The organism is Cupriavidus pauculus, from assembly GCF_022179805.1.
Taxonomy (GTDB): domain Bacteria; phylum Pseudomonadota; class Gammaproteobacteria; order Burkholderiales; family Burkholderiaceae; genus Cupriavidus; species Cupriavidus pauculus_E.
The window spans coordinates 719,274-736,809 of sequence record NZ_BPUO01000001.1 but is presented as its reverse complement, the minus strand read 5'-3'; the positions used below and the strand labels follow the sequence as shown (position 1 = coordinate 736,809).

Here is a 17,536-nt window from a genome sequence, read left to right as displayed (position 1 = left end):
ACGCAGGACATCCTCATTGCGGTGACTGACGGGCTCAAGGGCATGGAACAGGCCTTGAACGCGGTGTTCCCGCACACGACGCTACAGACCTGCATCGTGCACCTGATCCGAAACAGTTTGGACTACGCCGGTTGGAAAGAGCGCCGGGCCGTGGCGGCAGCGCTCAAGCCCGTATACACCGCGCCCACTGTTGAGGCGGCGCTGGCCGAACTGGCGGCCTTCGAGCAGGGAGAATGGGCTAAGAAGTATCCCCCGATTGCCGCGTCCTGGCGTCGCGTCTGGGACCAGGTGATCCCGTTCTTTGCGTTCCCGCCGGCGATCCGCAAGATCATCTACACGACCAATGCGATTGAAAGCATCAACGCGCAACTACGCAAGATCATCAAGACGCGGGGGCACTTCCCCAGTGACGAGGCGGCAACCAAGCTGCTATGGCTGGCCCTGCGCAACATCACCGGCAAGTGGGGCAGTTCAACGCACGACTGGAAGGCTGCCATGAACCAGTTTGCTATTCTCTATGAGGAACGCTTCACCCACCCCGCTTCGCTGAGATAATGCTGGCTCACCGGCTAAGTTGACGGTGAGCCTTTAACTGCCCTGAACACAAAAACGCTGACAGGCCCCTCCACCCGAAAGTGCGAGCCTTCGGCCATGCTACAATCCGGCCGCAGTAAGCCTTGCGGGCGTCGTATAATGGCCATTACCTTAGCTTCCCAAGCCGCAACGGCTTGACCAAACCCACTGTTCATGCGGGTTCTATGCGCGGTTTCTCCGCGCATGTCCTTCTCCCCCACATTTCCTGCGCGTCTTGACGCGCTGCCAGTTTCAACCCCAGCTGCGTCAGCAAAAAGCTGCTGACATAGCGCACCCGCTTACGCCCACCGTTTTCCTCTCTAAGCTGACTAGCATGTGGTGAGGTGGTGAGATCCATGTTGGCTCGCTGCCCAGCGGCGATCTGACTGTTAGGGGTTATGGCTCCGATGCCGCGATAAGCTTGGCACGCAGCGTTGCTGGCCAGCACTTCGGCAAGTGGGAGCCGAGGTATCAGAACTGGATAGTCCCCTCTCGCAATAGCATCTCGTTGAATAGAGACCTGGCGTCGAGGGCGAAACAAGTCTCGTAGCATTCCCAACTGACGTGAAACGTCAGCCTGAGACTTCCTCATAGAAGGTCCAAATCCGGTGCACCGCACCCTCGGGGAGTTCACTCACCTCAAAGCCGGCGATGTCTTCGCACAACAAGTGCACGCAGCCAACGAACTGGGAATAAGATAGGTTTCCCCCAAAGCGTTCTTGTACGATCTCAGCGAGAGATTGCGCTTGATCGATGGTTAGGCTCGAATTCATGGTGCCGTTTGCGATAGTCCTCTCAGCACCGTCCTATCGACCACCGGATCTGACAACGGAATAACCAGAAGCATCTAGACAGCTCACATCATGCGCTCGAGAGATTTCATCGAAGAAGCAAAATTTATCGAGAGGTCTGGGACCTATCAGGAACTCTGCTCTTTTCTTGAAGCGTGCATCTCAGAAAAATCCGCCACCGCCCTAGTTGCCACTCAATTTCTCGCAATCGAAGATTATGGTGGATTCACAATGAAGCATGAATTCAAGCAAGCAGCGAGCGCCTGCCTTCTTGCATGGGGAAAGCAAGGATTAGATGCCTTGGTCGACTTCCAACGGGCTAAGTCAACCTTTTCCAACTACACCACAGTCATAAGATTACTTTCGCTATTATCATCCGGCTCTTATCCACAGCTCTTTCTTCCAGTTGATCTTCAAAATCATCTGCTAAATATCATCCCGCCAATTGAAGAAATTTCGTTGTCGGCAGAGATATTGCTAAACAGAATAATCATCGATATTGAAGATGAAGACGATGCTATATCTTATGCAAGCGCTGTTCTTCAGACTTTGACTATTTTTCAAGAACCTGGCACGCGCGGCGCATCTAGCAAACTCATCGCGGCACTAGCATCGCGCACGCTCACGGTTGGGGGACCTGTCATTGACTCATACGACGATCTATTGAGGTCTTATCCTGGCGACGAGCCTCGCATTCAAAAATTCCTCGAACTGCATCCGCTCTTGCTTGACCCTCTGGCAACGCACGTATGGCCGCAACCTGATTTGCACGGGTACAAGAAGCCTGATTTCATCATCCAGCGAGCCGACGGTTCTTATCTTGTCGTCGAGATCGAAACGCCAGGTAAGGGGCTCATTACATCATCCAATCAACTCAGTGCAGAGACCACGCACGCCGTAGCTCAAGCTCTGGATTATCGGGATTTTCTTCAATCTCGCTTCGAGACCGCAAGCCAGACCTTTCCGGAGTTCCGGCTACCGGATGCGATGGTCGTTATAGGAATGGAAGGCGGACTACCTGCCGCCCAGCGGGCCGCACTCCGCCGCGAGAACGAAGGTCGCTCTTACTTGCGAATAGTAGGCTTTGACATGCTGGCATCGCGTGCTCGCGCCATCCTTAACAATCTCACTCAAGGGCGAGTTCCGGTTGTGCGTACTCGGCTTAAATAGCGAGATAACCATCCAGACTTACGGTGCCGCGGAACAGGCCGAGCTTGCTGCAGGACGGCTCGCACCATGCAGAGCAACAACAATCCTCCCGTCAGTCTGAAAGCCAGCGAACGTCTCGCATAGCAAAAAAACAACATCAAGGTTTGCACTATGGCGTCCCACTGGCACGGCATTGGCCTTGCACACCCCACTTTGGAGGGAAGAATGGACAACGGTTGCTCAAAGTGATCTCGCTAAAACTAAAATAGCCCGTGACATTCTGAAGCTCTGAAGCAGAAGTAAATTATCGCGAGGCGTAGTGAACGGTTGACTCAATTCACCAGAGATAACATGCCACGAAGACCGACAGCCAGAAACATCGAGACTCACCAACAGGGAAAATCATCATCATTGTCCACGTTTGCAGAGTATCAAACGATGGTCGAGCGAACGAATGAACGCCCTTCTCGTGCAGTATCGCTTATGGGCCTCGTGGGCGAAGTTGGAGATCTTCATAGCATGATGAAGAAGCTCTTGCTCCAGAAGGATATTCCGTTGTTCCGAACAGAGCTACGCGAAGAGTTCGGAGACTTGCTGTGGTATTTGACGAGCTTGGCCTCGCTTTATGGAATTCCACTCGAGGAAATAGCCAAAGCAAATGCGGAGAAGGCGGAGTCTCTTTACTCCGAAGGAAGCATCAATATTTTTGATAATGGCTTTCCCGCTGACGAACGCTTGCCTCGTCGCTTTGTCGTCAATTTTTACGAAAAACCCCTTGAGCGCAGTCTATACGTCAAGGTTTCTGTAAATGATGTAGTAATTGGCGACGCCCTCACCGATAACTCACATGAAGATGATGGCTATCGCTATCATGATGTCTTTCACCTCGCCTACGCTGCGGTGCTCGGCTGGTCGCCAGTTTGCCGCGCGCTGCTCAAGTGCAAACGAAAATCTAAGGCAAAGATTGATGAGGTAGAAGATGGAGCGCGTGCTGCTGTCATCGAAGAAGCCGTTTCAATTCTGGTCTTCAATCAAGCGGAAGAGCGCGGCTGGTACGCGGATCGTAGCTCAATCGACATTGGGCTGCTAAAGACGATTCGACGCATGGTAGCGGGACTAGAGGTACGCGCTTGCACAGCAAAACAATGGCAGCAGGCTATTTGCCAAGGGTATGCTGTTTTTCGCGAACTGAAGAAAAATGGTGGCGGGGATGTGATCGTAGATCTGGATAAGCAGCGCATTACTTACCGTACACCTGCCGCGGCAAAAGGGCGCCGATCATGAGTATCTCCACTGTTGATGGCGATACGGCACTTGACGCCTGGCGCGCGGGCTGCGCTCTTCTGTTACAGCATGGAGAGGTCAGCAATCTTATTACGACCATTTCTCAGCCATGCCAGGTTCAAGATGTATGGCTTCTGCATCACTCTCCCGCTCGCATCAAAGCTGGTGCGGACGATGCTCGTGATGTAGCCAACACTTTGTTTCCGCAGAAAATTTTCGAACGAACAACCACGCGTGCGGATTTCTACAGTAGCTATTTGCGAGTTCATGATCGCGCTCATCGATGGCAGAGGGGGCGACATGCATGGGGAACGTATTTCGAGCGCCTTGTGCGCTTCCCACCAGATGGCGTCAATCAACTCGAACGCGCGATTACCAAGTTGAATACTTGGCCGCGGCGCAATACGACTGGGCTCGTCTTTCATCTATCATCTCCATCGGTGGATGCACCGCGAACGCGAGGAGGCCCATGCTGGCACTTCGCGGAGATTCTTTGGAACGCAGACGACACTCTTGATTTGGTGGTGGTATATCGAAACCACGACTTCTTCAACAAGGTCCTGGGAAACTTCGCCGGTTTAGGGAGATTGCTCCACTTTATTTGCGCCGCGACTAACAAGCGCCCTGGAGTGCTCGTCTGCCACTCTGTCCACGCATATTTTGATTGCTCTAAGCAGCAGCTTTCATCTCTGATTCAATGACATCTCAAAGCAGCAAAGAGGCTCGGTTTCATGATTTGGTAGGGCGGGTCACAGCATGTACCAAGTGCCCACGAATGAATGGAAGCGCGCGCGTGCTCGGACCCGGGTGTGGCCCTCTCGATGCCCCTCTGATGTTTGTGGGGGAAGCTCCGGGAAGATTGGGAGCGGATGGATCGCATCTGCCCTTCCATGGCGATAAATCTGGGCATAACTTTGAAAGGCTCATCGAACAGGTGGGGATCAGCCGCTATGAAGTGTTCGTCACTAATGCGGTTTTGTGCAACCCGAAAGATGAGCGGGGGAACAACGCAACGCCAACTCCCGCCGAAATAGCAAACTGCGCCCCCTTTCTGAAAGAGACGGTCGAGTTACTCGATCCAGCAATTGTCGTGACACTGGGCGCAGTTGCTCTCAAGGCATGTAACGCACTCGATACGCACGCCATTTCGCTCCGCGACGGCGTCAGAACGAGTAACCCGTGGATGAACCGGACGCTCATGCCGGTATATCACCCGGGCCAGCGCGCCATGATTCACAGGAGTTTCGCCAATCAGCTTAGCGACTATCAGTTCATCGCCGAGAATTTGCGCAGACTGTCCAAACGTCGCAAGAAAACCTCTGGCGGCAAACCGAGACCCGATGCGGTGAAACTGGGACATGTCGCTCGGAGAATCCTGCAGAGCAACCCAGCTGGGCTCAGCTATTTTGCACTTCACAAGCTCTGCTTCTTAGCGGAACTGGCGTCCCTAGAGGCCACCGGGGAGCGCCTAACGAACGCATATGTAGTTAGACAAAAGGATGGTCCCTACTTCGTAGACTTGCATTTGACCAAACTGTCGGAATTGGTTCCTGGCCTCCAAGTTCGTTCCGCCGGCAAAAAGATAGTGCTGTACCTTGTGACCCAGCAGGATCTTCTCGGGAATGCACCTATCGCTCAGCTAACTGCCTCGGAAGAAGCTGCCATCGCTAGCGTTCTCGTAAAATATGGCAAAAAGCCCGACGATGAACTCAAAACGGCAGTTTATCTAAGCAAGTACATGCGGGCGTTGCTTAGGAAGGAGAGATCAACAGGGGCAAATCTCTACAATGCAGCCGTGCTACCGTTTGTTACCAAAGAATAGCGAGGCCTGGTAATCCCCGGCGATGCCACCGCAAATGCGCAAAGTGGATACACTTTCGCATGCAGCGCCCACATCACACGCTTGCGAACTCCCCCGAATCCCGCATAGAATGCTAGGTTCGCGGGCGTCGTATAATGGCCATTACCTTAGCTTCCCAAGCTAAAGACGTGGGTTCGATTCCCATCGCCCGCTCCACTTCTCATCTGACAAGCCGCCTCTGGCACCCGGTCAACGGTTGATCGGCGATCCGCCCGGCGGTTTTTTGTTGCCATGCTTCCCCAAGACACCAATACCGATACGCTGCCGGGCGATAATGCCGACGGCGCCAACGGACAACCTGAAGACGCTGCTGCAACCAATGCCCAACCGGGCGACGAAGTTGCGCACCCGCGCCGTATCCGATCATTCGTGCGACGTGCCGGACGGACATCGTCCGGCCAGCAACGCGCCATCGATGATCTCGGCCCGCAGTTTGTCGTTCCCTACCAGGCCGAGCCGATGGACTGGGCCGAGACGTTCGGACGTCAGGCACCTTCGATCCTTGAGATTGGCTTTGGCATGGGGGAAACCACCGCGCATATCGCCAAGCTGCGCCCACAGGACAACTTCCTGGGCTGTGAGGTGCATGAGCCGGGCGTGGGCGCATTGCTGAAGCTGATCGGCGAAAACGATCTGCGGAACGTGCGCATCATGAATCACGATGCGGTCGAGGTCATCGCGCACATGCTGACCGAGGACTCACTCGACGGCGTGCATATCTTCTTCCCCGACCCCTGGCACAAGAAGCGCCATAACAAGCGTCGTCTGGTGCAACCGCCATTGGTGAAGCTCCTGGCCAGCCGGCTGAAGCCAGGTGGCTATTTCCATTGCGCGACGGACTGGGAAGAATATGCGCACCAGATGGTAGAAGTGCTGAGCGGCGAGCCGACGCTGGAGAACACGTCGCAAGCCCAGGGCGGATTTGCCGAGCGCCCTGACTACCGTCCCGTGACCAAGTTCGAGAAACGCGGCTTGCGGCTGGGCCACGGCGTCTGGGACGTGGTGTTCCGCAAGAAATGAAAAAGGGGCCGCGTGGCCCTTTTTAGTTTCATGCTGCCAATGACAGCTTACGCGTGCCAGGACACCATCCCCGTCCACGCCGTGACCAGCACGATAATCCCGAAGGCGATCCGGTACCACGCAAATGGCTTGAAGTCGTGCGTGGCCACGAAGCGCAGCAGCCAGCGGACGCACAGGAACGCCGACAGGAACGCGAAGACGAAGCCGATGGCGAAGATGCCGATATCGTCGGCCGACAGCAGCGCCCTGGCCTTGTACAGTTCATAGACCGTCGCGCCGAAAATCACGGGGATGGCCAGGAAGAACGAGAACTCCGTGGCCACCTGGCGCGACAGGCCGAAAACCATCCCGCCGATAATCGTCGCCCCCGAGCGCGAGGTGCCCGGCACCAGCGCGCAGCACTGGGCGATACCAACCTTCAGGGCATCGCGCCAGGTCAGGTCGTCGATGGATTCGATACGCGGGGCACCAGCCTTGGCGGCTTCCAGCAGCGCATTGCCTTGGGGGTGCGACACGGTACCGCGGCGCGCCTCGCGCCATTCCGCCCACAGGATCACGACGCCGCCGATGATGAATGCCAGGGCGACCGTGATCGGGTTGAAGAGGTGGGCCTTGATCCATTTGCCGAACACCAGGGCCAGCACGATGGCGGGCAGCGTGGCGATGATCACGTTGATGGCAAAGCGTTGCTGCTTCGGGTCCGAGGCCAGGCCGCTCACCGCCGCGCCGATGCGGCGGCGGAATTCCCAGCAGACCGCCAGGATCGCGCCGAACTGGATCACGATTTCGAAGATCTTGCCCTTCTCGTCATTGAAATCCAGTAGTTGCCCGGCCAGGATCAGGTGCCCGGTGCTGGAAATGGGAAGAAACTCCGTCAGACCTTCGACGATGCCGAGAATGACGGCCTTGAGGGCGAGTGCGATATCCATATGGACTCAAAAAAGTTGGCGCAAATGGCGGTGGATCCGCCAGTAATGCCCGAAGGCATCGCATTATTGTTGCTATGGATTTACGGCCGATTAATCTTGACGTTGATACCGTCAGGCAGGACCGTGATTGTACCGGGCTCCACGCTGGTGCCGGCCAGCCTTAGTTGCTCCGGCTTGAACGTATAGAGCGGATAGTCCTGCAGCAGCTGCTCCGAGAGGATACCGCCCAACGCATTCAACTGGCGCGCGAACTGGCCGGGCAGCCCCTGTACGTCGAACTGCTTCACCTCCGGGTCTTGCAGCACTAGCGAATGGCTCGGTGCGTCATAGCGCAATGCGCTGTCCAGCGCGAAGCGTCCGGTCAACGGCTGGCGGAAGAACAGGCGGTTGTCGACCGTGGCATCGAAAGTCACCAGCACGCGGTTGCGCGCGGAATCGAGCGCCAGTTGCGGATTGGCCAGCTGGATGTCGAACAACTCCATGTAGCGCTTGTTGAACGGGAATTTCCGGGCCAGCGCGTCCTGAAGCTGGCTTTGAGAAAACGTGTATTCGCTGCGGAATACGCTGCAGCCTGCCAGCCAGCCCGTGGCGGCCAGTCCGGCCATGCCGGCGGCGGCCAGCCAGCGCCGGCGTGTCATCGCAATCATGCGTCCTCCCTCAAACAGTATCGTCATGGCGCCATGGCGGCCGGTGCGGTCGCCTGCTCCAGCCGCGTCAGCCAGATCATGGCGGACTCGCGGGAATCGCCGCACATCTCGGCCGATGGACGAAGCCCGCCGCAAAACCCCGGCCGCTCTGGCCGCCCGAACACCGCGCAGCGCATGTCCGGCAACAATTGCGCACACCGCTGCCCGGCCGGCTTGCCGTCGGGCATGCCGGGCAAGGGCGAAGTAATGGACGGCGCGATGCAACAGGCGCCGCAACCAGCGCGGCAGGTGGGTTCAGACTTGCTAGACACGGTGAAGGTTCAGCGGCAGATGCCGACAATCAAGAATGCAACGTGAGATGCGTTGCCAGGCCGTTATTGTGCCCGACCCGTTTCGCCGGACCTGCAACAAACGGCAACATGGGTATCATTAGCCACTTGTGCCGTTCGTCGCACGCGGCTTGACCCGACAACACCGGTCCTCTACATTACTGACCGACAAGTTATTAACGATGGAAGGCATGCCGCCAGCCTTCGCTATCCGCCCGTCCGTGACCCCTGCCCTGCCCAAGAAAGAAACTGACACCCGCCGCTGGAGCCGGCGCAAGGCCGCCCGCCCGCAGGAGCTGGTGGCCGCCGCGCTGACGCTGTTTGTCGAGCGCGGCTACGCGGCGACGCGGCTGGAAGACGTGGCTGCTGCGGCCGGCGTGTCAAAAGGCACCGTCTACCTGTATTTCGCGAACAAGGAAGAGCTGTTCAAGACCGTGGTGCGCGAGAACATGGTGCCGGCGCTGACCAAGGGCACCGATCTCGTCGATACCTTCGAGGGCTCCACCCCGGAGCTGCTGCGCGAACTGCTGCTGGGATGGTGGGGCCTGATCGGCTCCACGCCCGTGGCCGGCCTGACCAAGCTGATCATCGCGGAATCGGGCAATTTCCCGGATATCGCCCAGTTCTACCAGGACGAAGTCATGGGGCCGGGTGACGAACTGTTTGCCCGCGTGCTGGCGCGTGGCGTGGTCCGCGGAGAATTCCGCCAGGCGCCCGCCAACCCTACAACCACGCTGTTTTGCGCGCCGCTGGTGTTCCTGATGCTCTGGCGCAGCGCCTTCAGCCAGGTCAACGTGCCGGCCATCGATCCGGACGCGTTTGTCGACCAGTTGCTGCAGGTGCTGCTGTTTGGCCTGACCACGGGTGTGGCGCGCGACACGCCACTGCCGGCGCCGCAAGGCCCCTATGTCTGGGAGCGGATCCGTGACGAACTGCTGGCCGAGCGTGCCGCCAGGCAGGACGACACACCGGCCCGAGACGATGCCCAGCCCTCCCGGACATGACAGCAATCCGCACCATGCGCCGGCCTGCGTGCCTCGGCGCAACGCTAACCGTTTGTAAACATGCCAGCGCGGTTCGCGGGGGTAAAATAGCGGGCTTTTGTGCAACATCCCGGCGTGCGGCGGCGGCAAGCCCAGCCGGGACGTGGCAGACCCGCATCATCCGACACAACCGCGCCGACGGCGGGGCGAACACCCCCGACCGACGCCGCAACCCTGCAAGCATCTGAAGGAAAGGCAACATGGATCTCGAAAAAGCCCGATTCAACATGATCGAACAGCAAATCCGCCCGTGGGACGTGCTGGACCAGGAAATCCTGGACCTGCTCGCCGTGGTCAAGCGTGAGCAGTTCGTGCCGCAGGCCCACTCCGCGCTGGCCTTCGTCGACATGGAGATTCCGCTGCCGGGCGGCGAGAACATGATGCCGCCGCGCGTGGAAGCCCGCCTGCTGCAGGACCTGAACGTGCGCAAGCATGAAAACGTGCTGGAAATCGGCGCCGGCTCCGGCTACATGGCCGCCCTGCTGGCCAACCGTGGCCGCCATGTGGTGACCGTCGAGATCCGCCCCGAACTGGTGGCACTGGCCCGCCAGAACCTGGCCAATGCCGGCGTGACCAACGTGGAAGTCGCCGAAGGCAATGGCGCCGAAGGCTGGGCCGCGGCCGCCCCGTACGACGTGATCTGCATCTCGGCATCGGTGCCCGAGCTGCCGCAGTCGATCCTGTCGCAGATCAAGGTGGGTGGCCGTATCGCCGCCATCGTCGGCGATGCGCCGGTCATGGAAGCACGCATCATCACGCGCATTTCGGAAACCGAATACCAGGTGGTGAACGTTTTCGAGACGCTGGTCAAGCCGTTGCAAGGCGCGGTGCAGCCGTCGCGCTTCAAGTTCTGATCTGGAGTTGACCATGCAGGTGATTACCGCCCCCGAACTGGCGCAGTGGCTGGCCGACGCCAGCCGCGCCAAGCCGGTACTGCTGGACGTGCGCGAGGACCTGGAGGTCCGCACGGCCGCGATGCCCGGCATCACGCATATCCCGATGGGCCAGATTCCGGCCCGTCTGAACGACATCGACGAAGACGCCGAAATTGTCTGCATCTGCCATCACGGCGCACGCAGCATGCAGGTGGCCAACTTCCTGGCGCGCCAGGGCTATGCCAAGGTCTGGAACCTGACCGGCGGCATTCACGCCTGGTCCACCCAGGTCGACCCGTCCGTTCCCCAGTATTGAGTTGATGCATTGATGCGGCAGCGGTTCCGGCAAGCGCTAGTGCCGGGGCCGCCCCGCAGCCGCAGCGCACGGCATCCGCAGCACCTGACGTACCCGAAGCACCCCGCAGCATCCGCAGTTCTCGTCCTGGCAGTACCACCCGTCGCAACTAACCCGATCGTTGGCCGCGTCCGCCGCTGGCCGAGCTGGAGATGTCATGAGTTTTGCGCTTTCCGCCGTGCCCATTGCGGCCAGGAAACCCCTGGTGCTCGCGGCTGCCGTGCTCGCCTGGCTGCACATGCCGTCCGCGCTGGCCGCGGACCTGCTCCAGGTGTATCGCGACGCGCAATCCAATGACGCCCAGTTCGCCAGCGCCCGCTCGCAACTGCTGGCCACGCGCGAGAAGCTGCCGCAGGGTCGCGCGGGCCTGCTGCCGCAAGTGGCAGGCACGGCCGGCGCCCAGCGGACCATGGCCGACTACAGCTCGCCGGTGGACGTCACGCGCTACTTCAACGCCAACACCTGGGCCTTGCAGCTGACGCAACCGCTGTTCCGCTGGGATCGCTGGGAAACCTACAAGCAGGGCGAACTTGCGGCGATGGCCGGCGAGGTCTCGTTCCAGCAAGCGCAACTGGACCTGATCACGCGGGCATCGCAAGCCTACTTCGACGTGCTGTCCGCGCAGGACAATCTCTACCTGGCCGGCGCGCAGAAGAAGGCCATCGGCGAGCAGCTCGAACAGGCCAAGCGCAACTTCGAGGTGGGCACCGCCACGATTACCGATGCCAACGACGCGCAGGCCCGCTATGACCTGGCCACGTCGACCGAGATCGCGGCGCAGAGCGCGCTCGAAGTGACGCGCGCCACGTTGCAGCAGATCACCGGCAAGCCTGTGGACGAACTGATGGGCTTGCGCTCCGAGGCACAGATTCCGGGTCCGCTGCCCGCCGACGTGAACGCCTGGGCGTCGCAGGCCGAACAGACCAATCCGCAGGTCAGCCTGGCCAACTACAACCTGGAAACGGCCCAGCGCGAGACCAACAAGGCCAAGGCCGGCCATCTGCCGTCGGTGGACCTGGTGGCATCGTATGGCTACACCAACGCGCAGGGCACCGCCACGCAGCTCAGCAACGTGGGCAGCCGGTACAACTCCGGCGTGGTTGGCGTGCAGCTCAATATTCCAATCTTCTCGGGTGGCCAGATCCAGTCGCGCGTGCGCGAGACCCTGGCGCTGGCCGACAAGGCTGCCAGCGATCTCGAGTACGCCCGGCGCACCGCCGCGCAGCAGGCGCGGCAGACCTATTCGGGCGTGTTCAACGGCCTGGCCCAGGTCAAGGCGCTGGAAGCCGCCGAACGCTCCGCGCAAAGCGCCGTGGAATCGAATCAGCTTGGCTACGAGGTGGGCGTGCGAATCAATATCGACGTCCTGAACGCCGAGGCGCAACTGTTCTCCACGCGCCGCGACCTGTCCAAGGCCCGCTATGACACCATCATGAATGGCATGCGACTGAAGGCGTCCACCGGAACGCTGTCCGAGAGCGACGTCGTGCAGATCAATACGCTGCTGACGCTGATGCCGGGCGCACTGTACAAGCTGCCGCCGAAGGCCCGCCTTGGCGCGGCCCCCGCACCGTCTCCCACACGCGGCACCGGTCGCCGCGAAAGCATGGCGACGGGCGCCACGCCGCGCTCGTAGACGCACCCATCACAGGTCAGCTCGGGCGGCGCCGCTCCACCACTTCCAGCAACTGCCAGCGGATGGCCGAGGCATCGGCCGGCGGGTTGGGCACCTGGTATTCGCGCACGCGCAGCTTGTAGCTGACCCCCGACTCGAAATCGAGGCCCTCGATGGGCCCGTACCAGAGCTGCCACGGGCCATCGGACGATTCGCGCCAGCGGTAGCACTGCATCTTGCCGACGCCCGAGCATTCCACGCGCTGGGAATCGATATAGACGATCTTCTCGCGGCCCGGTGCCGCGCCCGTTGCGGGATCGACCTTGTCGCCACGCCGGCCCACGCCTTCACGTTCCACAAACTGCAGCAAGTCCCCATCGGCGGTCTTCCAGATGATCTGGCGGCCCGTGGAGCCTGCGGACGGCTGCGTGCCGACCGTCGTGAACGGCGACTGCATCGCCTTCAGCAGCGCCGATTCCACTTCCATGCGCGTGCCCGGGCATGCCATGCGTGTGCCGGCCACGCGATCGAACTGGATGCCCGTACTGGTCTTGCCATAGCCACCCGTGAAGCGATTGCAGCCACTGGTGCCGCTGACGGTGCCCTGCGACGAATCGATGCCATCGCTGAAGTTGAAGACGATGGGCTCACCATTGTCGCCATGGGGAATATCGCGCAACGTGCCGTCGGCACGCTGCCAGCGCACCAGCTCCCAGCGGCTGGGGCCGCTGGAGCGCGTTTCGTTCAGGCTGGTGCTGGCGGAAGGATTGTCGGGCATCGGACCGGTGGCGCAGGCGGATAGGACGGATACTGCGGCACAGGCCATCAGGGTGGCAACTGCACGCAGGAACGGACGACTCGGCATGGTGGCTCCTGGCTTCTTGGGAAGCGTCATCGTTGGCCCGCCGCCGCCCGCGCGCGTCAGAGCGCGAAGCGGCGCGAAGACCACTACCGCACCAGTCTAGACGTCAGAAGTCGGTTTGTATGTCAGCGCAACACTGGCGCGAGCGCGCCGAGTGTACGGGCCGTCGCACCGCGATGCAGGCCGGCGAAGGTCAGCGCATTGGCGCACATCTCGGCCAGCCGGCCGGCATCGTCGAGTACGCCGGCGGCGGCGGCCATCAGTTCGTCGGCATTGGCCACCCGCAGGCAGGCACCGGCTGCAATGGCATCTTCCGTCGCCTGGGCAAAGTTGAACGTATGCAGACCCATCAGCACCGGGGTACCTACTGCGCATGCTTCGATCAGGTTCTGGCCACCCAGCGGGATCAGGCTACCGCCGATATAGGACATGTCCGACGCCGCGTAGTACATCGCCATCTCGCCCATCGAATCGCCAAGCACGATGTCGGCCGTGATCGGCGCCGTCATCTGCTCGATATCGAGCGCGCTGCGGCGCTGCACCGTGAAGCCGGAGCGCATGGCCATGGCCGCGACCTCGTCGAACCGCTGTGGATGCCGGGGCACGAGCAGCAGCGCGGGACGCGTCGCGCCAGGCCAGCGCGAGAACGCTTCCAGGATCAGTGGCTCCTCGCCCTCGCGCGTGCTGGCGGCCGCCAGCACCTGTCGCCCGCCAAACGCGCGTCGCAGTAGCTGCCCACGCGCCATGCCCGCCTCCGGCGGCTGCATGTCGAACTTGAGGTTGCCCGTGATCTGCACCGACTTCACACCCAGCGCGCGATAGCGCTCGGCATCGCCAGCCGTCTGGGCCAGCACCATCGTGAAGTCGTTGTACAGCGACGCCGCAGCCTTGCCAAACCGGGCGGTGCGCCGGTAGCTGCGAGGCGACAGCCGCGCATTGACCAGGAACAGCGGCACGCCCGCGCGCCGCGTCACGTGCACCAGGTTCGGCCAGACTTCCGTTTCCATGATCATCCCGGCATCGGGCCGGAAGTGCGACAGGAAACGACGCACCATGTAGGGCACGTCATAAGGCAGATAGCACTGCTGCACGCGCGGGTTGCTGCCGTAGAGCTGCGCGCCGGTCTGGCGGCCGGTCGGCGTCATATGCGTCAGCAGCAGGCGGTGCTGCGGATAGGCAGCCAGCAGGTCATCGATCAGCGGCTGTGCGGCGCGTGTTTCGCCCACCGATACCGCATGCACCCAGAGCCATGGGCCATCCGCCGGGATGTCTTCGTATCGTCCAAGACGCTCGCCTACATGCTGGATGTAGCCAGGTTCCTTGCGCGACCGCCAGCACAGGCGCAGCAACGCCAGTGGCAGGATCAGCAGCCACAGCAGGGTATAAACGATTCGAAGCATCAGGCAGGAACCCCGCGCACGCGCCGGGCGGCGGCATAGACTTCGTCGACGTCCGGCACGATGCCGTCGTCGCCCACGTTGGCAATGCGGTCTGACCAGTAGCCCTCGGTCTTCCAGCGCCACGTGGCGGTATAGATCTCGACGGTCGGGCGGCACAACGCCGCCGCGATGTGGACGAGCCCCGTATCCACGCCAATCACCACCTCGGCGCGGTTGATCAGGCCAAAGCCCTGCATCACCGAGAAGCGCGGCAGCACCTGCGCACCGGGCATGCCGGCGGCCAGTGCCTCGGCATCGCGCCGTTCCGATTCGCTACCCCACGGCAGCAGCACCGTCAGGCCCTCATCGTGCAGCTTGCGGCCCAGCGCATGCCAGTGCGATACGGGCCAGCGCTTCTTCGCGCCGGCCGTGGCGTGGAAACACACCGCAAAGCGTTCAGGCAAGCCCGACCAAAGCGGATCGTCCACGTGCAGGCGATTGGCGGCAGGCCCGAAGAAACGCGGCGGTTCCGGCGGCGTCTCGCCCGTCAGCGCGGCGCCGAGCAGGCGCGAACGCCGCACCGAGTGGGTCTGGCGCGGCACCTTGACCGGCAGCGTATAGAACAGGCGCGCGGCGGGCTCGTAGCCCGAGCCCTGCGTGGCATTGCCGAGCCCGATCACGGGCGCATCGGCGGCACGCGCCGCCGTGCGCGCCACGATGGCGGTCTTCAGCAGGCCCTGCGTTTCCAGCACGGCATCGTAGGACTGGGCGCGGATGGCGGCTCGCAGCGCGCCCACCTCGGCCCAGGTATCCGCCTGCCAGAAACGCTTGCGCCAGCGCCGCAGCGCGAACGGAATCACGCGGCGCACGTCGGGCAGCAGCTTGACCAGGTCGACGTAGCCTTCTTCCACCACCCAGTCGATCTCGGCATCGGGCCAGCGTGCGCGCAGGTCATGCACCAGGGGCATGTTGTGCACCACATCGCCCAGCGACGACACCTTGACGATCAGGATGCGCGGCCGCGCCGGCAGCGCGAACGACGTCGTCGCCGCCTGCGGCAGCGGCGGCGTCACGGCAGACGGCTGCACGGTTTCAGAACGGGAGCTTTGCATCCGGCTTTTCCGCCAGGATCACGCGCTTGAACTCGGCCTGGATGCGTGCCAGCGCGGCATCGCTATCGGCCTCGAAGCGCATCACGACCACCGGCGTGGTGTTCGACGGCCGGGCCAGACCAAAGCCGTCGGGATATTCAACGCGCACGCCGTCGATGGTGATCACTTCCTTCGCCCCTTCGAACTTGGCATTGGCGCGGATCTTGTCGAGCAGCGTGAACGCCTCGCCCTCGGCCACCTTCAGTTGCAACTCGGGCGTGCAGTTGGAGTTCGGCAGCGCATTCAGCACGGCGCTCGGATCGGCGTGGCGCGACAGGATTTCGAGCAGGCGCGCACCGGTGTACAGCCCGTCGTCGAAGCCGTACCAGCGGTCCTTGAAGAACACGTGACCGCTCATTTCGCCGGCGATCGGCGCGCCCGTTTCCTTGAGCTTGGCCTTGACCAACGAATGGCCGGTCTTCCACATCAGCGGCTCGCCGCCGTGCTCACGAATCCACGGCGCCAGCTTGCCCGTGCACTTCACGTCGTAGATGACCTGCTGGCCAGGGTTGCGCGACAGGATTTCCTCGGCAAACAGCATCAGCTGGCGGTCCGGGAAGATGACCTGCCCATCCTTGGTGACCACGCCCAGGCGGTCGCCGTCGCCGTCGAAGGCCAGGCCCAACTCGCAATCGGTCTCGCGCAGGCACTTCATCAGGTCCTGCAGGTTCTCGACGTGCGCGGGGTCCGGGTGGTGGTTCGGGAAATGGCCATCCACGTCGCAGAACAGCTCGACCACCTCGCAGCCCAGGCCACGGAACAGGTCGCCGACGAACGCGCCAGCCACGCCGTTGCCGGCATCGAGCGCAATCTTCATCGGACGGGCCAGCTTCACGTCGCTGGTGATGCGGTCAAGATACTGTTGACGGACGTCAACGAGCTTGTAGCTGCCGCCACCCTTGGTGTAGTTGCCGGCGTCGATCCGCTGGCGCAGCGCCTGGATCTGGTCGCCATAGATGGCCTTGCCGCCAAGCACCATCTTGAAACCGTTGTAGTCGGGCGGATTATGGCTGCCGGTGACCATGATGCCGGACGTGGCGCGGCGGCCGTCCAGCTCGATATTGGTACCGAAATACACCATCGGCGTGGCAACCATGCCGAGATCGATCACATCGAGGCCGGCAGCGCGCAGGCCTTCGACCAGCCCACCCAGCAGATCGGGACCCGACAGGCGACCGTCGCGGCCCACGACCACGGCTTTCTCGCCCAGTTCGACGGCGGCCGAGCCGAACGACAGGCCGATGTGACGGGCCACTTCCGGCGTCAGCGTCTTGCCGACGATGCCGCGAATGTCATAGGCCTTGAAGATCGAGGGATCAATTTGCATAAGTGTTCCGTTGATTGAGGGGTCATCGTGCGAAGAACGCGGGCAGGACGGTTCCTTCAGGTCAGCATTGTGCCGCAGGGCGACCGACGGGTTGACGGTCTTCGCCACCGATAGTTGCGAATTTTCAGGCTTCGCTTACGTTCATCTGCCCGCACATATCGCAAAGTTGCCAAGGGCCGCAGTTATAATCGTGCGCTGTTAAAGCAAAATGCAAACCAGCGAGCGAATACAACGCCATGTGTATCCAACCGCAAATCAGCCCACATCCGATTGTGCGTCCTTAGCCACCCCAATATTCGCAATCATACCGGCTGCTCTCGCCGAACACGAGTCCGCAGCAATTTGG

At 61.2% G+C, this 17,536-nt stretch carries 17 protein-coding genes and 1 tRNA gene; 10 read left to right on the top strand and 8 right to left on the bottom strand.

Translation table 11 applies throughout. The features are described 5' to 3' along the window. From MFF62_RS03570 to MFF62_RS03560, 3 genes are all read left to right on the top strand, one after another. On the top strand, positions 1-555 hold a 555-nt coding region (locus MFF62_RS03570), incomplete at its 5' end, for an IS256 family transposase (protein ID WP_238260003.1). 881 nt (positions 556-1,436) lie between these two features. Continuing rightward, on the top strand, positions 1,437-2,534 hold the full coding sequence (locus tag MFF62_RS03565) for a Shedu anti-phage system protein SduA domain-containing protein (protein ID WP_238260001.1): 1,098 nt from the start codon (positions 1,437-1,439) through the stop codon (positions 2,532-2,534). A gap of 417 nt (positions 2,535-2,951) precedes the next feature. Next, positions 2,952-3,797 carry a nucleoside triphosphate pyrophosphohydrolase family protein gene (locus MFF62_RS03560; protein ID WP_309295895.1) on the top strand — a complete coding sequence of 282 codons (846 nt, stop codon included), beginning with the start codon at positions 2,952-2,954 and terminating at the stop codon, positions 3,795-3,797. 62 nt (positions 3,798-3,859) lie between these two features. Here the strand turns inward: MFF62_RS03560 and MFF62_RS03555 are convergent, their stop codons facing one another. Further along, positions 3,860-4,222 carry a hypothetical protein gene (locus MFF62_RS03555; RefSeq protein ID WP_238259997.1) on the bottom strand — a complete coding sequence of 121 codons (363 nt, stop codon included), beginning with the start codon at positions 4,220-4,222 and terminating at the stop codon, positions 3,860-3,862. 272 nt (positions 4,223-4,494) lie between these two features. Between MFF62_RS03555 and MFF62_RS03550 the strand changes: the two genes are divergently transcribed. From MFF62_RS03550 to trmB, 3 genes are all read left to right on the top strand, one after another. Further along, entirely contained in the window at positions 4,495-5,619 is a 1,125-nt protein-coding gene (locus MFF62_RS03550) for a uracil-DNA glycosylase (RefSeq protein WP_283205302.1), read from the top strand. 120 nt (positions 5,620-5,739) lie between these two features. Next, positions 5,740-5,814 (top strand) — tRNA-Gly (locus MFF62_RS03545). A 75-nt stretch (positions 5,815-5,889) separates the two neighbouring features. Continuing rightward, entirely contained in the window at positions 5,890-6,678 is a 789-nt protein-coding gene (gene trmB, locus MFF62_RS03540) for a tRNA (guanosine(46)-N7)-methyltransferase TrmB (RefSeq protein WP_238259985.1), read from the top strand. A gap of 47 nt (positions 6,679-6,725) precedes the next feature. Here trmB and MFF62_RS03535 read toward each other — a convergent pair whose 3' ends face one another. The 3 genes from MFF62_RS03535 to MFF62_RS03525 all read right to left on the bottom strand — a co-directional run bounded on the left by MFF62_RS03535 (position 6,726) and on the right by MFF62_RS03525 (position 8,565). Then, positions 6,726-7,607, bottom strand: a complete 882-nt coding sequence (locus tag MFF62_RS03535; RefSeq protein ID WP_238259977.1) for an undecaprenyl-diphosphate phosphatase — start codon at positions 7,605-7,607, stop codon at positions 6,726-6,728. Positions 7,608-7,687: 80 nt separating this feature from the next. Continuing rightward, positions 7,688-8,254, bottom strand: a complete 567-nt coding sequence (locus MFF62_RS03530; RefSeq protein ID WP_238259975.1) for a DUF1439 domain-containing protein — start codon at positions 8,252-8,254, stop codon at positions 7,688-7,690. 23 nt (positions 8,255-8,277) lie between these two features. Continuing rightward, positions 8,278-8,565: a YkgJ family cysteine cluster protein gene (locus MFF62_RS03525; protein ID WP_238259974.1), complete on the bottom strand. Its 288-nt coding sequence runs from the start codon at positions 8,563-8,565 to the stop codon at positions 8,278-8,280. A gap of 209 nt (positions 8,566-8,774) precedes the next feature. On the opposite strand from MFF62_RS03525, the gene MFF62_RS03520 reads away from it, so the two are divergent. From MFF62_RS03520 to MFF62_RS03505, 4 genes are all read left to right on the top strand, one after another. Continuing rightward, positions 8,775-9,587 carry a TetR/AcrR family transcriptional regulator gene (locus MFF62_RS03520; RefSeq protein ID WP_238259972.1) on the top strand — a complete coding sequence of 271 codons (813 nt, stop codon included), beginning with the start codon at positions 8,775-8,777 and terminating at the stop codon, positions 9,585-9,587. 239 nt (positions 9,588-9,826) lie between these two features. Next, entirely contained in the window at positions 9,827-10,480 is a 654-nt protein-coding gene (locus MFF62_RS03515; protein WP_238259970.1) for a protein-L-isoaspartate O-methyltransferase family protein, read from the top strand. Positions 10,481-10,493: 13 nt separating this feature from the next. Next, complete coding sequence (locus MFF62_RS03510; protein ID WP_238259968.1) at positions 10,494-10,817, top strand: rhodanese-like domain-containing protein; 324 nt, start codon at positions 10,494-10,496, stop codon at positions 10,815-10,817. A gap of 196 nt (positions 10,818-11,013) precedes the next feature. Beyond that, positions 11,014-12,492: a TolC family outer membrane protein gene (locus tag MFF62_RS03505; RefSeq protein WP_238259966.1), complete on the top strand. Its 1,479-nt coding sequence runs from the start codon at positions 11,014-11,016 to the stop codon at positions 12,490-12,492. Positions 12,493-12,508: 16 nt separating this feature from the next. On the opposite strand, the gene MFF62_RS03500 is transcribed toward MFF62_RS03505, so the two are convergent. From MFF62_RS03500 to MFF62_RS03485, 4 genes are all read right to left on the bottom strand, one after another. Then, the gene (locus tag MFF62_RS03500) at positions 12,509-13,297 is read right to left on the bottom strand and encodes a DUF4377 domain-containing protein (RefSeq protein WP_404990605.1); all 789 of its coding nucleotides are present in this window, start codon (positions 13,295-13,297) and stop codon (positions 12,509-12,511) included. A 161-nt stretch (positions 13,298-13,458) separates the two neighbouring features. Beyond that, positions 13,459-14,733 carry a lipid IV(A) 3-deoxy-D-manno-octulosonic acid transferase gene (gene waaA, locus MFF62_RS03495; RefSeq protein WP_238259961.1) on the bottom strand — a complete coding sequence of 425 codons (1,275 nt, stop codon included), beginning with the start codon at positions 14,731-14,733 and terminating at the stop codon, positions 13,459-13,461. Beyond that, positions 14,733-15,824: a lipopolysaccharide heptosyltransferase I gene (gene waaC / locus MFF62_RS03490; protein ID WP_238259959.1), complete on the bottom strand. Its 1,092-nt coding sequence runs from the start codon at positions 15,822-15,824 to the stop codon at positions 14,733-14,735. Before waaC ends, waaA begins: the two co-directional genes overlap by 1 nt. After that, positions 15,805-17,190, bottom strand: coding sequence for a phosphomannomutase/phosphoglucomutase (locus MFF62_RS03485; protein ID WP_238259957.1), 1,386 nt, complete (start codon positions 17,188-17,190; stop codon positions 15,805-15,807). Before MFF62_RS03485 ends, waaC begins: the two co-directional genes overlap by 20 nt. Positions 17,191-17,536: the final 346 nt, after the last annotated feature.

Excerpts from the sequence above, each read along its gene's own strand:
- waaA (WP_238259961.1), bottom strand. The coding sequence starts at position 14,733 with ATGCTTCGAATCGTTTATACCCTGCTGTGGCTGCTGATCCTGCCACTG.
- MFF62_RS03555 (WP_238259997.1), bottom strand. The coding sequence starts at position 4,222 with ATGAAAGACGAGCCCAGTCGTATTGCGCCGCGGCCAAGTATTCAACTT.
- MFF62_RS03485 (WP_238259957.1), bottom strand. The coding sequence starts at position 17,190 with ATGCAAATTGATCCCTCGATCTTCAAGGCCTATGACATTCGCGGCATC.
- MFF62_RS03520 (WP_238259972.1), top strand. The coding sequence starts at position 8,775 with ATGCCGCCAGCCTTCGCTATCCGCCCGTCCGTGACCCCTGCCCTGCCC.
- MFF62_RS03510 (WP_238259968.1), top strand. The coding sequence starts at position 10,494 with ATGCAGGTGATTACCGCCCCCGAACTGGCGCAGTGGCTGGCCGACGCC.
- MFF62_RS03535 (WP_238259977.1), bottom strand. The coding sequence starts at position 7,607 with ATGGATATCGCACTCGCCCTCAAGGCCGTCATTCTCGGCATCGTCGAA.
- MFF62_RS03565 (WP_238260001.1), top strand. The coding sequence starts at position 1,437 with ATGCGCTCGAGAGATTTCATCGAAGAAGCAAAATTTATCGAGAGGTCT.
- waaC (WP_238259959.1), bottom strand. The coding sequence starts at position 15,824 with ATGCAAAGCTCCCGTTCTGAAACCGTGCAGCCGTCTGCCGTGACGCCG.
- MFF62_RS03550 (WP_283205302.1), top strand. The coding sequence starts at position 4,495 with ATGACATCTCAAAGCAGCAAAGAGGCTCGGTTTCATGATTTGGTAGGG.
- MFF62_RS03500 (WP_404990605.1), bottom strand. The coding sequence starts at position 13,297 with ATGGCCTGTGCCGCAGTATCCGTCCTATCCGCCTGCGCCACCGGTCCG.
- MFF62_RS03515 (WP_238259970.1), top strand. The coding sequence starts at position 9,827 with ATGGATCTCGAAAAAGCCCGATTCAACATGATCGAACAGCAAATCCGC.
- MFF62_RS03530 (WP_238259975.1), bottom strand. The coding sequence starts at position 8,254 with ATGATTGCGATGACACGCCGGCGCTGGCTGGCCGCCGCCGGCATGGCC.
- MFF62_RS03505 (WP_238259966.1), top strand. The coding sequence starts at position 11,014 with ATGAGTTTTGCGCTTTCCGCCGTGCCCATTGCGGCCAGGAAACCCCTG.
- trmB (WP_238259985.1), top strand. The coding sequence starts at position 5,890 with ATGCTTCCCCAAGACACCAATACCGATACGCTGCCGGGCGATAATGCC.
- MFF62_RS03560 (WP_309295895.1), top strand. The coding sequence starts at position 2,952 with ATGGTCGAGCGAACGAATGAACGCCCTTCTCGTGCAGTATCGCTTATG.